12 protein-coding genes are annotated in these 14,646 nt (G+C 60.9%); 2 read left to right on the top strand and 10 right to left on the bottom strand.

Translation table 11 applies throughout. From position 1 onward, the window contains the following. Positions 1–9: 9 nt before the first annotated feature. The 7 genes from aroB to V5E99_RS13335 form a co-directional block, all read right to left on the bottom strand. Positions 10–1,110 carry a 3-dehydroquinate synthase gene (gene aroB, locus V5E99_RS13365; protein ID WP_169371987.1) on the bottom strand — a complete coding sequence of 367 codons (1,101 nt, stop codon included), beginning with the start codon at positions 1,108–1,110 and terminating at the stop codon, positions 10–12. A gap of 150 nt (positions 1,111–1,260) precedes the next feature. Beyond that, a complete protein-coding gene (gene aroK / locus V5E99_RS13360; protein WP_499802843.1) occupies positions 1,261–1,779 on the bottom strand; it encodes a shikimate kinase AroK in 519 nt (172 codons plus the stop codon). A 4-nt stretch (positions 1,780–1,783) separates the two neighbouring features. Then, entirely contained in the window at positions 1,784–3,817 is a 2,034-nt protein-coding gene (locus V5E99_RS13355; RefSeq protein WP_499802842.1) for a type IV pilus secretin PilQ, read from the bottom strand. A gap of 61 nt (positions 3,818–3,878) precedes the next feature. Beyond that, entirely contained in the window at positions 3,879–4,406 is a 528-nt protein-coding gene (locus tag V5E99_RS13350; protein WP_499802841.1) for a pilus assembly protein PilP, read from the bottom strand. After that, on the bottom strand, positions 4,403–5,026 hold the full coding sequence (gene pilO / locus V5E99_RS13345; RefSeq protein ID WP_499802840.1) for a type 4a pilus biogenesis protein PilO: 624 nt from the start codon (positions 5,024–5,026) through the stop codon (positions 4,403–4,405). The genes V5E99_RS13350 and pilO overlap by 4 nt, the downstream gene beginning before the upstream one ends. After that, complete coding sequence (locus V5E99_RS13340; protein ID WP_499802839.1) at positions 5,023–5,589, bottom strand: PilN domain-containing protein; 567 nt, start codon at positions 5,587–5,589, stop codon at positions 5,023–5,025. Before V5E99_RS13340 ends, pilO begins: the two co-directional genes overlap by 4 nt. After that, a complete protein-coding gene (locus V5E99_RS13335) occupies positions 5,589–6,653 on the bottom strand; it encodes a pilus assembly protein PilM (RefSeq protein ID WP_499802838.1) in 1,065 nt (354 codons plus the stop codon). The genes V5E99_RS13340 and V5E99_RS13335 overlap by 1 nt, the downstream gene beginning before the upstream one ends. 323 nt (positions 6,654–6,976) lie before the next feature. Here V5E99_RS13335 and V5E99_RS13330 point away from each other — a divergent pair, with 323 nt between their 5' ends. Continuing rightward, positions 6,977–9,313, top strand: coding sequence for a penicillin-binding protein 1A (locus V5E99_RS13330; protein ID WP_499802837.1), 2,337 nt, complete (start codon positions 6,977–6,979; stop codon positions 9,311–9,313). Positions 9,314–9,514: 201 nt separating this feature from the next. On the opposite strand, the gene V5E99_RS13325 is transcribed toward V5E99_RS13330, so the two are convergent. The 3 genes from V5E99_RS13325 to rpmE all read right to left on the bottom strand — a co-directional run bounded on the left by V5E99_RS13325 (position 9,515) and on the right by rpmE (position 12,012). Beyond that, positions 9,515–10,783 (bottom strand): malic enzyme-like NAD(P)-binding protein, encoded by a 1,269-nt coding sequence (locus V5E99_RS13325; RefSeq protein ID WP_054054610.1) that lies wholly within the window; start codon positions 10,781–10,783, stop codon positions 9,515–9,517. 180 nt (positions 10,784–10,963) lie between these two features. Beyond that, positions 10,964–11,716 carry a thermonuclease family protein gene (locus V5E99_RS13320; RefSeq protein WP_499802836.1) on the bottom strand — a complete coding sequence of 251 codons (753 nt, stop codon included), beginning with the start codon at positions 11,714–11,716 and terminating at the stop codon, positions 10,964–10,966. Positions 11,717–11,781: 65 nt separating this feature from the next. Beyond that, complete coding sequence (gene rpmE, locus V5E99_RS13315; RefSeq protein ID WP_059181778.1) at positions 11,782–12,012, bottom strand: 50S ribosomal protein L31; 231 nt, start codon at positions 12,010–12,012, stop codon at positions 11,782–11,784. Positions 12,013–12,302: 290 nt separating this feature from the next. On the opposite strand from rpmE, the gene V5E99_RS13310 reads away from it, so the two are divergent. Further along, positions 12,303–14,522 carry a primosomal protein N' gene (locus V5E99_RS13310; RefSeq protein WP_499802835.1) on the top strand — a complete coding sequence of 740 codons (2,220 nt, stop codon included), beginning with the start codon at positions 12,303–12,305 and terminating at the stop codon, positions 14,520–14,522. The last annotated feature ends 124 nt before the right edge of the window (positions 14,523–14,646 follow it).

The raw sequence follows: 14,646 nt of genomic DNA, 5'->3' as shown, positions 1-14,646 counted from the left end.
GGGATCTTATTAACCTTTAAGCTGAGCCAGGGCGCGGTAATCCGCTCCCAGCGTGGCCTGTAGAACCTCTTTCGGATAATCGTCGGTCACCACCGCTTCGCCCATGTGGCGCAGCAGCACCAGGCGCAAACGACCGTCGATCACTTTCTTGTCAATTGCCATGTGTTCGAGAAAATCGGCTTCTGTCATCTCTTCCGGCGGAATGACCGGCAGACCGGCCCGCTGGAACAGGCGAATACCGCGATCTCGCTCCTGCTCGCTGATCCAGCCCAGGCGCGCGGACATCTCCAACGCCATCACGGTGCCAGCAGCGACCGCTTCGCCGTGTAGCCACACACCATAGCCCATGTGGGTTTCGATGGCGTGGCCGAAGGTGTGCCCCAGGTTGAGCGTGGCGCGCACGCCGGTTTCTTTTTCGTCGGCGCCAACCACTTCAGCCTTGGCCTCGCAGGAGCGCTTGATAGCGTACGTCAGGGCGACCTGGTCCAGGGCGCGCAAGCGATCAACGTTTTCTTCGAGCCAAGTGAGGAACGGCTCGTCGCAGATCAGCCCGTACTTGATGACTTCCGCCAGGCCCGCAGACAGTTCGCGAGCCGGCAGCGTATTGAGGGTGGCGGTATCGATCAGCACCACATTGGGCTGATAGAAGGCGCCGACCATGTTTTTGCCCAGCGGATGGTTGATCCCGGTCTTGCCGCCTACCGACGAGTCGACTTGCGACAGCAACGTGGTGGGCACCTGGATGAAATCGACACCGCGCTGGTAGCACGCCGCCGCAAAACCGGCCATGTCACCAATCACGCCGCCACCGAGGGCGATGACAGTGGTACGGCGGTCGTGCCTGGCGGTCAGCAGGCCGTCGAAAATCAGTTGCAGGGTTTCCCAGGTCTTGAAGGCTTCGCCGTCGGGCAGCACCACCGAGACCACTGAAAACTGCGCGAGGCTTTTGGTCAGACGTTCGAGATAGAGCGGCGCCACGGTCTCGTTGGAGATGATTGCCACTTGCCGTCCGCGAACATGCGGGGCCAGCAACTCGGGCTGATCCAACAAACCTTCGCCAATATGAATCGGGTAGCTGCGCTCGCCTAGGTCGACCTTGAGTGTCTGCATGTGTCCCCACAGTGAAGATGGAATCAGGCGTCCTGCCTTGAGTTAACAAATGTGCGCGGCGCCTGCTGTGTGACGCCGTTTGATAGCCATCCGCCACAACCTTGAGCGGCCATGACAGGACGCCGAGGATAGCGCATTTCGCGCCACGCTTTAACGGGGAGGTAGCTGCTGCAAGCGTTCAAGGATGTCGAGCACGACCATTCGCGGCGGCCGCTCATCGGTTTCCACCACCAGATCGGCGATTTCCCGATAAAGCGGATCGCGGATCGCCAGCAAGTCCCGAAGGGTCTTGGCCGGATCAGCGGTGCGCAACAATGGACGATTGCGATCACGGGCGGTGCGGCCGACTTGCTGCTCGACGGAGGCGTGCAGATAAACCACGCGCCCCCCGGCATGCAGGGCCCGACGATTGGCTTCGCGCATCACTGCACCGCCACCGGTCGCCAGCACCACGCCGTCGCAGCCGCACAGCTCTTCGATCATCGCTTGCTCGCGATCACGGAAGCCGGGCTCGCCTTCCTTATCGAAGATCCACGGGATATTGGCGCCCGTGCGCAATTCAATTTCCTTGTCGGAATCTTTGAATGGCAGGCGCAGCTCTTTGGCCAGCAAACGGCCGATGGTGCTTTTGCCAGCACCCATCGGTCCTACAAGAATCAAATTTCGCACAGAATCAACGACTCACAGCAATCGCCTGGTTATTCATGATACGCGGAGTGAGAAATACCAGCAGCTCGGATTTTTTCTCCGAAACCACGTCACGCCGGAAAAGGCGGCCAAGATACGGCACATCGCCGAGAAATGGCACCTTATCTACAACCTTGCTCTGAGTATTTGAGAAAACCCCACCGATGACGATGGTCTCGCCGTCGTTGACCAGCACTTTGGCGTTGACCTCGTTTTTCTTGATCGGCGGTACGTCCTGCACTTTGTTGAGGTAATCCGGTTCGTCCTTGGTGACCTTGACCTCCATGATGATGCGGTTGTCCGGGGTGATTTGCGGTGTCACTTCCAGGGACAGCGAGGCCTCCTTGAACGACACGGACGTCGCGCCGCTGGAGCTCGCCTCCTGATAGGGAATCTCGGTGCCCTTGAGGATTTTTGCAGTTTCCTTGTCGGACGTGACCACTTTGGGTTGCGAGACGATTTCGCCGTTGCCGGTCTTCTCCATGGCCGTCAGCTCAAGGTCGAGCAACACGTTGTCGGTGATGAAGGCGATGCCGATCCCCGACGTGTTCCCCGCCGTGCCCATATCGACGAACGGCGAGTTGGTGCTGGTACTGCCCGGCGTACCAATGGTGGTGGAAGAACCGTTGCTGACGCCCGAGGTGTTCCAGTTGCCCTTGTTCTGCACCGAGCCGCCCCAGCGCACGCCCAGACTCTTGTCGTAATCGACGTTGGCTTCGACGATCCGCGCCTCGATCATCACCTGGCGCACCGGGATGTCCAGTTGCGCGACGATGCGCCGAAGCTCGTCGAGGCGGTCCTGGGTCTGGTAGGCAATGATGTTGTTGGTTCGCTCATCGACCGTGATCGAACCGCGCTCGTCGACTTTCGTCTCGGCGCTGGTCACCGAGGTGAACAGCTTGGCGATATCGGCCGCCTTGGCGTAGTTGACCTGCAACAACTCACGGCGCAGCGGTGCCAGTTCGGCGATCTGTTTTTGCGACTCCAGCTCCTGACGCTCACGGGCGGCGATTTCATCGGCTGGCGCGACCAGCAACACATTGCCGATCTTGCGCTTATCCAGGCCCTTGGTTTTCAACACCAGGTCCAGCGCCTGATCCCACGGTACGTTCTGCAGACGCAACGTGATGCCGCCCTGCACGGTGTCACTGGCGACCAGGTTGAGGTTGGTGAAGTCGGCGATTAGTTGCAGCACCGAGCGCACATCGATGTCCTGGAAATTCAGCGAGAGCTTTTCGCCGGTGTAGGCGAATCGTTCGGCGTTGCGCTTCTGCAAGTCGTCGGGGGTTACCGCGCGGATGCTGACGGTCAGCTTATTGTCCGTCTGGTAGGTCGAATACTCGTAGGCGCCAACAGGTTCGATGCTGATCGTAGCGCGGTCGCCGGTGGCGGCAGCGTTAACGAATTGCACCGGGGTGGCGAAATCCTTGACGTCCAGGCGCACGCGCAATGGCTCGGGCAATTGCGTCCTGGCGAAGCCGAGGATGATCTTGCCGTCGTGCTCCTGAATGTCCGGAGCGATGGTTGGGTCTGACAGATCAATCACCACATTACCTTCGCCCTGGGTACCACGCTGGAAGTCCACGCCCCGGATCGCCTTGCTCACGGGCGCATAGGTTTTCACCGGGGCCGGTTTGGCGGTCGCGACACGCGGCGCGCTGGCAACAGGTTTGGACGTCGCAGCCTTGGCGCCTTGCCCAACGACCACGAACAGGTTGTTACCTTCAACTCTTGAGCTGTAGGGCGTCAGTTGGGTCAGGTTGATGATCAGTCGCGTACGGTCCTTGGCCTCCACCACCGTGGCGCTGCGCGCGTTACCGCCGCCCAGGTCACGATTTTTGCTGGCCAGTTTGCTGACCACGCCCGGCAGATCCAGCGCAATTCGCGCCGGGGATTCGGTGGTGTAGCCGTGGGGCGCTGGCGGCGGGCCGTCGAAGGTCAACTTCAGCTCAATGCGATCACCCGGCAGCGTGGCGACATCCAGTGCATCAAGGGTGGCCGCTTGTACCATCGGCGACATCAGCGCTATCCATAGCGAAAGACCGAGGGTTGAGAAAATCCTGTTCATTATTCGAGTTCCACTATGAGTGCTCTTTCAAAGGGATGGTCCGTGGACGTTCCAGCCAGGCGCCCTCGCCGTCGGGAACGATTTCGACCACATCGACTTGCGAGCCGCTGATGGCGACGATCCGCCCATCGTTACGCCCCAGGTAATCGCCGACTTTCAACCGATGCACCCCGCCCGCCCCGCGCAGCAGCGCAAAGGAGCCGGTAGCGTTGGAGATCGTGCCGACCATTTCAAACTGCTCGATGTTGAAACCTTCGAGGTACTGCTTGACCCGATTGAGGTCGGGTTTGACGTTGCGCGAACCGTGCTTCTGTCCAGCGAGATCGACTCTGACCTGCCGGGAAAACGGGCTGCGCAGATTGGCGGCGCTGTAGGTGAATGTCGGGTAAGACCGGAAGGTCGGCGTTGGTTCAATCTTGCCCGATGGACGCAGGCGCACTTCGTTCATGTACGCGTCCAGATCACCGAAGCCATTGTCACCGCCGCATCCGGCCAGGGCGGCGAACAACACAACCATTGATAAGCAACGAAACGGGGTCATTTTTGCAGCCCCTTGTCGTTGTAGCGGTAGGTCTTGGCGAGGATGCTCATGCGCAGCTTCGTACCACCGTCGGGATTGGCCGGCGCAAGGTCGAAGTCATGCAAAGTGACGATTCGCGGCAACCCGGCGACGCCACTGACGAACGTGGCCAGGTCGTGATAGGCCCCGGTGACGGTGATCTGGATCGGCAACTCGATGTAGAACGGCTGGGTGACTTCCGGCAACAACTTGATCTCTTCGAATTCCAGGCCGCTGCCCAGGCCGGTGCGGGTGATGTCCTCCAGCAAGCCAGGCACTTCGGTGTCGCTGGGCAGTTGCCGCAGCAACACGCCGAAGGAGTTTTCCATCTCCTTCATCTGCTGGGTGTAGAGCTCCAGATTCGCCGCCATGCCGGCCTTGCTGGCAAATTGCTCCTTGAGCGTCGACTCTTCCGAGCGCTTGAGGTCGAGTTCGCTTTCGAGGTCACTGATGTAAAAGTTGTAGCCCAGCCCCAACACCACAAGCATCAGCAGGATGCCCGCCACAGCCTTGATTGCCGGTGGCCAGGAACCCAGGTTGCTGGTGTCCAGGTCGTTGATATCGATCTTGCGCAGCCCTTCAAACCATTCGGACGGTCTCACTTGGCGACCTCCATGGCGGCGGGCTGAGTCTGGCGGACGGTCAATTGGAAAACGTTCGCCTGATCCAGTTGACCGGCGGTCATCGCCTTGACTTCGGTCAGGCTGGGCGCATCGAACCAGTCGGAGGCGTCGAGGTTGCGCATCAGCTCCGAGACTTTGTTGTTCGACTCGGCCGCGCCGGTGATGGACAGGGTTTTGCCGACCATTTTCACTTCAGTGAAATACACGCCGTCCGGCAGGGTCCGCGCCAACTGATCGAAGATTCGTCCGCTGATCTGCCGGTTGCCTTGCAGGTCCTGGATGATGCGCATGCGCTCCACCAGTTGCTGGCGACGGGCCTTGAGGTCGCCGATCTGCTTGATCCGCTCATCGACCACGGCAATCTGCTTGCCCAGGTATTCATTGCGCGCCACTTGCCGATTGATGTCGCTGCTGATGATCTGATCGGCAATCAGAATCAAGCCCACCGAGCCCACCAGCACACCCACCAACGCCAACAGGAAACGCTTGCGGCGCTCTTCGCGCAGCTCTTCACGCCAGGGTAAAAGGTTGATCCGTGCCATCAGTCGAAACTCCTGAGGGCCAGACCGCAGGCGATCATCAAGGCTGGTGCGTCGCTGGCCAGGGCGCCGGCGTTGACCTTGCTGCTCAGCGCCATGTCGGCGAAGGGATTGGCGACCTGGGTCGGCACACCCAGCCGTTGTTCGATCAGCCGATCGAGCCCGGGTACCGAGGCGGTGCCGCCCGCCAGCAGGATGTGGTCGACCGCGTTGTACTGGCCGGACGCAAAGAAAAACTGCAATGAACGCGATACCTGTTGCACCAGGGCATCGCGAAACGGCTGCAACACCTCGCTGACGTAGTCGTCCGGCAAGCCGCCCTGTTTTTTCGCCAGCCCGGCCTGCTCGACGGTCAGGCCATAACGGCGCTGGATCTCTTCGGTGAGCTGACGGCCGCCGAACAGTTGCTCGCGGGTATAGATGATCCGCCCGTTGTGCAGCACGCTCAGGGTGGTCATGGTCGCGCCGATGTCCACCACCGCAACGGTCGGGCGTTCATGGCTGGACGCCAATTGAGTCACGAGCAAGCCAAAGGATCGCTCAAGGGCGTAGGCCTCGACGTCGACCACTTTTGCCGTCAGCCCCGCCAGGGCCAGCGCCGCCTCGCGCACCTCGACGTTTTCTTTTCGACAGGCGGCCAGCAACACATTGACCCGCTCGGGGTTGCGCACCGATGCGCCCTGGACTTCGAAATCGATGGCGACTTCGTCCAGTGGATAAGGAATGTATTGATCGGCCTCGATCTTGAGCTGGTTTTCCATCTCGTCGTCGGACAGCCCGGCGTCCATCTCGATGGTTTTGGTGATCACCGCCGACCCGGCCACGGCCACGGCCACGTTGCGGACATTGGTCCGGGCCTTGAGCAGCACGCGTGACAGTGCCTGACCCACGCCTTCGAGCTCGGCGATATTTTTCTCGACCACCGCGTTGGCGGGCAGCGGTTCAACCGCATAGGCCTCGACCCGATAGCGGTCGCCCTGACGGCTCAGCTCCAAAAGCTTCACTGACGTGGAGCTGATATCGATCCCCAGAACCGTTCTGGTCTTTTTATTGAAGAGTCCTAGCACTACCAATTCCCTATGACTATCCGTGAGTTACGGACTCTGTAATGTGCGTTGCGTTCAATCACCCCGTCTTGACAGAAGCGCAAATAACGCTCCCGGCGGAAAAATGCTTATAATGCCCAGCGTTTTTTTCCGCTTTTACTGCCAGCGCAGGTCGTTCTCTGTGTACCCGAGACCCTGACGCCAAATTCATTCTTTGCCCTGGATGTCCAAAAGCCTTGATTCGTCTGCTGAAATTTTTCGGTTGGTCCATCGTCGCCGTTTTCTGCGGACTGCTTTTAGGTCTCAGTGGCGCTTATCTTTACCTTAGTCCGGGATTGCCGTCCGTGGAGGCGCTGAGAAGCATTCAGTTGCAGATTCCTCTACGGGTATACAGCAGCGACAACAAGTTGATCGCAGAATTTGGCGAAATGCGCCGCACGCCAATCCGTTTCGCCGACATTCCCCCCAATTTCATCAATGCGTTACTAAGTGCTGAAGACGACAATTTCGCCAACCACTATGGCGTCGATCCCAGCAGCCTGATGCGTGCCGCGACCCAACTGGTCAAGAGCGGGCACATTCAGTCCGGCGGCAGCACGATCACCATGCAGGTGGCGAAGAACTTCTTCCTGACCAGCGAACGCAGCTTTTCGCGCAAAACCACCGAAATCCTCCTGGCCTTGCAGATCGAACGACAGCTGACCAAGGACGAGATCCTTGAGCTGTACGTCAACAAGATCTACCTGGGCAATCGCGCCTACGGCATCGAAGCCGCCGCGCAGGTCTACTACGGCAAATCGATTCGGGATGTGAGCCTGGCGCAAATGGCGATGATCGCCGGCCTGCCAAAAGCCCCGTCGCGCTTCAACCCGCTGGCCAACCCGGCCCGCAGCAAAGAGCGTCGTGACTGGATTCTGGGGCGGATGTACAAACTCGGAAAAATCACCGAAGCCGACTACACCACCGCGATCAACGAACCGTTGAACGCCAGCTATCACGTGCCGACCCCGGAAGTGAACGCGCCGTACATCGCTGAAATGGCCCGGGCCGAAATGGTCGGCCGTTATGGCAGTGACGCCTACACCGAAGGTTTCCGCGTCACGACCACCGTGCCAAGCAACTTGCAGGAAATGGCCAACACCGCCGTCCACGAAGGCTTGATGAGCTACGACCAGCGTCACGGCTATCGCGGTCCCGAGTCGCGCCTGCCAGGCAAGACCCGTGAAGCCTGGGCCACCGAACTGACCAAGCAGCGCACTATCAGCAGCCTTGAGCCGGCCATCGTTACGCAAGTCGACAAGAACGGCGTGCAAGTGATGACCCGCACCGGTGACGAACACGTCAACTGGGACAGCATGAAATGGGCGCGGCCATTCCTGAACACCAACAGCATGGGCGCCAACCCGAAACAGCCTTCGGATGTGGCGCAGGTCGGTGATCTGATTCGCGTACAACGCCAGCCGGACAACTCGCTCAAGTTCAGCCAGATTCCCCAGGCCCAGGGTGCGCTGGTGTCCCTTGATCCGCAGAACGGCGCAATTCGTTCGCTGGTCGGCGGCTTCGCGTTCGAGCAGAGCAACTACAACCGTGCCTTGCAGGCCAAGCGTCAGCCGGGTTCGAGCTTCAAGCCGTTCGTCTATAGCGCGGCACTGGATAACGGCTACACCGCCGCCACCCTGGTGAACGACGCGCCGATCGTGTTTGTCGACGAGTACCTGGACAAGGTCTGGCGTCCGAAGAACGACACCAACACCTTCCTCGGTCCGATCCGCTTGCGTGAAGGTTTGTACAAGTCGCGTAACCTGGTGTCGATCCGCTTGGTGCAGGCGCTGGGTGTTGACCGCACCATCGATTACATCAGCAAGTTCGGCTTCAACAAGCAGGACCTGCCGCGCAACCTGTCCCTGGCCCTCGGCACCGCAACCCTGACGCCAATGGAAATCGCCACTGGCTGGAGCACCTTCGCCAACGGCGGTTACAAGATCAGCCCGTACATCATCGACAAGATCGAAAGCCGCAACGGTGACACGCTGTTCGTCGCCAACCCGCCGAGCGTTCCTCAGGGCGACGCGGCAACCAGCGGCATTGCCGCGCCGGCGGCCCAGACGTTCACAGTCAACCCGACGCCGGGCGAGGCGCCAGCCGCACCTGGCACGTTGCCGCAAACCCCGGCCCTGGCCGAGCGGATTGTCGATGGCCGCACCACGTTCATCCTCAACAGCATGCTCGAAGACGTGATCAAACTCGGGACCGGCCGCCGCGCCCTGGCCTTGGGTCGTCCGGACATCGCGGGCAAGACCGGTACGACCAACGAATCCAAGGATGCCTGGTTCTCCGGCTACAACGCCGATTACGTGACCACGGTCTGGACCGGTTTCGATCAGCCAGAGAGTCTGGGTCGCAAGGAATTCGGTGGCACCGTCGCGCTGCCCATCTGGATGAACTACATGGGCGCCGCGCTTAAAGGCAAGCCGCCACACACCCAACCGGAGCCGGAAGGCATCCTCAGCCTGCGGGTTGACCCGGTCAGTGGCCGTGCAGCCACGCCAAGCACGCCTGGGGCGTACTTCGAGCTGTTCAAGGCCGAGGACACGCCACCGTCGGTGAACGAGCTGGGCAACGGCACTGCGCCGGGCAGCCCGCTGCCAGCGGACGAAGCGGCGCCGATCGATTTGTTCTGATCCGGTAGCGCAACGCAAAAGCCCCGCCTTCGAGAGAAGTGCGGGGCTTTTTGTTGCTGGCAAGATCAAAGGATCGCAGCCTTCGGCAGCTCCTGCAGAGGGAACGCATTCTCATGCAGGAGCTGCCGAAGGCTGCGATCCTTTGACTTTCTACGCCATAAAAAAAACCGGCCATTGGCCGGTTTTTTTATGAGCTGCGGCTTAGCCGTTGAACACGTCATCCACGCTTTTCAGCGGGTAGTTCTTCGGATACGGCAGGGTCGCTACGCCGGTCTCGATAGCGGCTTTGGCCACAGCATCGGAGATCACGGTGATCAGGCGGGCATCCATTGGTTTCGGGATGATGTACTCACGACCGAATTCCAGTTTGATGCCGCCGTAGGCGTCGCACACTTCCTGAGGAACCGGCAGCTTGGCCAGTTCACGCAGGGCGTTGGCCGCAGCCACTTTCATTTCTTCGTTGATGCGCTTGGCGCGAACGTCCAGGGCGCCACGGAAGATGAACGGGAAGCCCAGTACGTTGTTGACCTGGTTCGGGTAGTCCGAACGGCCGGTGGCCATGATTACGTCGTCACGGGTGGCGTGAGCCAGTTCCGGGGCGATTTCCGGGTCCGGGTTCGAGCACGCGAACACGATCGGGTTGGCCGCCATGGATTTCAGGCCTTCAGCGCTCAGCAGGTTCGGGCCGGACAGGCCGACGAACACGTCTGCACCGGTCAGGGCGTCAGCCAGGGTGCGCTTCTCGGTCGCGTGAGCGAACACAGCCTTGTACTGGTTCAGGTCGTCACGGCCGGAGTGGATCACGCCGGTACGGTCAACCATGAAGATGTTTTCGATGTTGGCGCCCATGCTCACCAGCAATTTCATGCAGGAGATGGCGGCCGCACCGGCGCCCAGGCAGACGATCTTGGCGTCGGCGAGGGTTTTGCCAGCGATTTCCAGGGCGTTGATCATGCCGGCGGCGGTAACGATCGCGGTGCCGTGCTGGTCATCGTGGAAGACCGGAATGTCGCACTGCTCGATCAGAGCACGTTCGATCTCAAAGCACTCAGGCGCCTTGATGTCTTCCAGGTTGATGCCACCGAAGGTGATGGAGATACGCTTGACGGTGTCGATGAAGGCTTGCGGGCTTTCGGAGTCGACTTCGATGTCGAAAACGTCGATGCCGGCGAAGCGCTTGAACAACACGCCTTTACCTTCCATCACTGGCTTGGAAGCCAATGGGCCGAGGTTACCCAGGCCGAGAATTGCGGTGCCATCGGAAATGACTGCAACCAGGTTGCCTTTGCCGGTGTATTTGTAGGCCAGTTCAGGATCGCGGGCGATTTCGCGTACTGGTTCGGCTACGCCGGGGCTGTAGGCCAGCGACAGGTCGCGGGCGGTAGCGGTGGCCTTGGTGAGCTCGACACTCAGCTTCCCTGGACGAGGATGGGCGTGATATTCGAGAGCGGCAGTTTTCAAATCAGACATGTGGGCATTCCGCTTTTTACTGTTGGACAGACGGACCGCCGAGGATACGCGTGTCGCAAAGTCCCCACAAGACTGACCAGTCACCCCTGTCAAGCGCCCTGCCCTACGACTTTGGGCCAAGAGCCACGGAACACAAGGGCTTGACTGTTCACAATCCAACTAAAAAATGTCTACAATTTTTTATCGCGACGAAGTCTGAAGCATCGAAGGATCGCTCAACGGGAGCAACCACCGCGCCTGGCCGTGATCGAGCCCGCCACGTCGCGTACGGTCCAGCACCCAGCCACGAGCCTCGATTGGCTTGCCCTTCAGCCGCTCAAGCGCGGCGACATCAAACCGCCCGAGCAGATTGGGTGCAACACGCAATACAACCGAATCCTGCAACTCGATCCAAACTCCGCCGCGATTGCGCTGGACCTTGCTCACACGACCACTGAGCACAGCGAAACCGGACGCGCGAATCTGATCCGCTTTCAGCACAGGCGACTGGCGCCACAGCCCAAGACCAGCCCGACGGGCCGTGCGCTCCGCCGTTTGCTGGCAGGCGACTAAATCGACATTGGGTGCCACCGCCACCTGAAAACCGAGGCCTTCGGCGAGCATCTGCGCTTCGAGGTTGGCGCCATCGGCACCGTAGACGTGGGCCAACGTGCGACCGTAACGATCCCTGGCCTCTTTACCCGGTAACAAACCCACCTGGCCATTGCTGGCCGCCACCAATGCTTCGAGGCGTTTACGCGCCGCCACGGCGAACGGTTCGTCGGTACGACCTTGCTTGCCCAGTTCCGGAGTGTTCAGGCCGATCATGCGCACACTGCGGCCATCGCTCAGGCGCAGGGTGTCGCCGTCCACTACCCTTTGCACGGCGACCGGAGTCAAACCGCTGGGCGCCGGGCAGAAGGCCTGCGCGCCGGAAAGCCAAATCACGGACACAAAAAAGGCGCCCGCAAGGGACGCCTTTTTCAACAGCAGGGAAAAGCCCATAGGGCTCTTCAGCCTTACTCTGCAGCAGCAGGAGCTTTCTTGCCGAAAGCACCGAAACGGTCTGCGAAGCGCTGTACACGGCCGCCAGTATCCAGAGTCTTCTGCTTACCGGTGTAGAACGGGTGGCACTCGTTGCATACGTCGATCGCCAGAGGCTTGGCCAGGTTCGAACGAGTTTCGAACTTGTTGCCACAGCTGCAGGTAACTGCGGTGACTTCGTATGTTGGATGGATATCGGCTTTCATGGTGTATTCCTCAGGCTAGCGTGCCGCCACTCAACACTATTGTTGAATACCGCACGTAATTAGGCCGCGGATTCTACCAGACAATCCTGATCGCGCAAGCTGTCCCTTCTACCGACCGTCTGCTAGGCTCCCGGCACTCAGCACGATCACTGTAGGAGCGGGCTTGCTCGCGAAAGCGTTGTGTCAGGCGACATAGATGCTGACTGACACGCCCTCTTCGCGAGCAAGCCCGCTCCCACAGGTATGCGCGCAGCCTTTCATTTATTGCCCGCCCAAAGAGAATCCCCCGCGTGCCCGACGCCATTTTGCGCCTCGCCTTGCCTTCGCCACTGCGCCGCCTGTTCGATTACCGTGCCCCGGCCGGGGTCCTGCGCGCCCAGTTGCAGCCGGGGATGCGCCTGCGGGTGCCGTTCGGCCGGCGGGAGATGATCGGGATTCTGGTGGAGGTCACCGACACCAGCGAAGTGCCGGTCGAGAAACTCAAACCGGCCCTGGCCCTGCTCGACGCCACGCCGCCGCTGCCGCCGGCGCTGTTCAAACTGTGCCTGTGGACGTCGCAGTATTACCAGCACAGCCTCGGCGACACCTTGAGCTGGGCGCTGCCGGTACTGCTGCGTCAGGGCGAACTGGCCGAACCGCGCCAGGAACGCTTCTGGTCCGCTGCCCCCGGCGCCAGCCTGGATGACCCGCGCATCGCCCGCGCCCCGCGCCAGCGTGAAGCCCTGGCGACGCTGGCCCAGCACCCCCACGGCGTAGCCCATCAATTGCTGAGCAAACTGATGCTGAGCAAGGACAGCCTCGACCTGCTGCTGGCCAAAGACCTGGTGCACGTGGAAATCCGCAAGCACGCCCCCGAAGCCCGCCACGAACATTGGCTGGCCCAACCGGAATTGCCGCTCAACCCGGAACAACGGGCCGCCTACGAGGCGATCCGCGCCGGGTTCGACAGTTATCACGCGTTCCTGCTGGCCGGCGTCACCGGCAGCGGCAAGACCGAAGTCTATTTGCAACTGATCCGCGAAACCCTGGAGGCCGGCAAGCAAGCCCTGGTACTGATCCCGGAGATCAACCTCGGCCCGCAAACCCTGGCGCGCTTCGAGCAGCGCTTCAATGCCCGGATCGCGTTGATCCACTCCGCAGTCAACGATCGTGAGCGCCTCGAAGCCTGGCTCGCCGCCCGGGATGGCGACGCCGACATCATTATCGGCACCCGTTCGGCGCTGTTCACACCGATGAAAAATCCCGGTCTGATCATCATCGACGAAGAGCACGACGGCTCCTATAAACAGCAGGAAGGCTTGCGCTACCACGCCCGGGACCTGGCCCTGGTCCGCGCCCGGCAGGAAAACATCCCGATCGTCCTCGGTTCCGCCACACCTTCGCTGGAAAGCCTGCACAACGCCTACACCGGCCGTTACGGTCTTCTACGCCTGAATGAGCGCGCCGGTGGCGCGAAGCAGCCACGTTTCCTGCGTCTGGATGTGAAAAGTCGTCCACTGGACAGCGGCATTTCCGGACCGATGCAGCAAGCCATCGGCCAGACCTTGGCCGCCGGCCAGCAAGTTCTGGTCTTCCTCAACCGCCGTGGCTTCGCGCCGACCTTGCTCTGTCACGATTGCGGCTGGATGTCCGAGTGCCAGCGCTGCGATGCGCGGATGACCGTGCACCAGCGCTCCGGCGAACTGCGTTGCCACCACTGCGGCTACGTCGAACGCGTGCCCCGGCATTGCCCGAAATGCGGCAAGGTGGATTTACGGCCCGTGGGTGCGGGCACCGAGCGCGCCGAAGAACGCCTGGCGATTCTGTTCCCGGACGTCCCGGTGCTGCGGGTCGATCGCGACAGTACGTCGCGTAAGGACGCGATGAATCAGTTGTTCGCGACCATTCAGAAGGGGCAGCCGTGCATTCTGGTTGGCACCCAGATGCTTGCCAAAGGGCATCACTTTCCACGGGTAACGCTGGTGTCGATTCTGGATGCCGACGGCGGGCTGTTTTCCGGCGACTTCCGCGCCAGCGAGCGCATGGCGCAGTTGATCGTCCAGGTCGCCGGCCGTGCGGGCCGGGCCGAAGAACCGGGTCGAGTGATCATCCAGACGCACCTGGCCGACCATCCGCTGCTGGTGCAACTGACCGAACAGGGCTATTTCGCCTTTGCCGAACAAGCCTTGAGCGAGCGCCGCGCCGCTGGTTTGCCGCCATTTGCGCACCTGGCGCTACTGCGGGCCGAAGCGCACAAACCGGGGCAAGCCGAAGGGTTTCTCGATGAGGCGTGCAGCGAGGCGGAACGCTTGCTGGCTGAGCAGAATCTGACCGGCATCGAGTTGCTCGGGCCGGTGCCGGCGCCGATGGAGCGGCGGGCCGGGCGCTATCGGGCGCAGTTGTTGTTGCAGGCCACGGCGCGGGCGCCATTGCATCGGTTGCTCAGCAGTTGGTTGCTGGCGCTGGAGCAGATGCCGAGTGGGCGGGCGGTGCGTTGGTCTTTGGATGTTGATCCGGTCGATTTGTATTAAAGATCAAAAGATCGCAGCCTTCGGCAGCTCCTACAGGGGAATGCAATTAATGTAGGAGCTGCCGCAGGCTGCGATCTTTGCCGCTTTTGTCACCACATATCCATAACCTGCCCGCTATAGTTGG

The sequence above is a fragment of the Janthinobacterium sp. LPB2021202312-11-4 genome (genome assembly GCF_037049705.1).
GTDB lineage: Bacteria > Pseudomonadota > Gammaproteobacteria > Pseudomonadales > Pseudomonadaceae > Aquipseudomonas.
Note: the sequence above shows the minus strand (reverse complement) of the source record. Positions and strands in the feature narration are given on the sequence as shown.

Excerpts from the sequence above, each read along its gene's own strand:
- aroB (WP_169371987.1), bottom strand. The coding sequence starts at position 1,110 with ATGCAGACACTCAAGGTCGACCTAGGCGAGCGCAGCTACCCGATTCAT.
- V5E99_RS13325 (WP_054054610.1), bottom strand. The coding sequence starts at position 10,783 with ATGTCTGATTTGAAAACTGCCGCTCTCGAATATCACGCCCATCCTCGT.
- V5E99_RS13340 (WP_499802839.1), bottom strand. The coding sequence starts at position 5,589 with ATGGCACGGATCAACCTTTTACCCTGGCGTGAAGAGCTGCGCGAAGAG.
- V5E99_RS13350 (WP_499802841.1), bottom strand. The coding sequence starts at position 4,406 with ATGACCCCGTTTCGTTGCTTATCAATGGTTGTGTTGTTCGCCGCCCTG.
- V5E99_RS13355 (WP_499802842.1), bottom strand. The coding sequence starts at position 3,817 with ATGTCGCCGATGGTACAAGCGGCCACCCTTGATGCACTGGATGTCGCC.
- rpmE (WP_059181778.1), bottom strand. The coding sequence starts at position 12,012 with ATGAAAGCCGATATCCATCCAACATACGAAGTCACCGCAGTTACCTGC.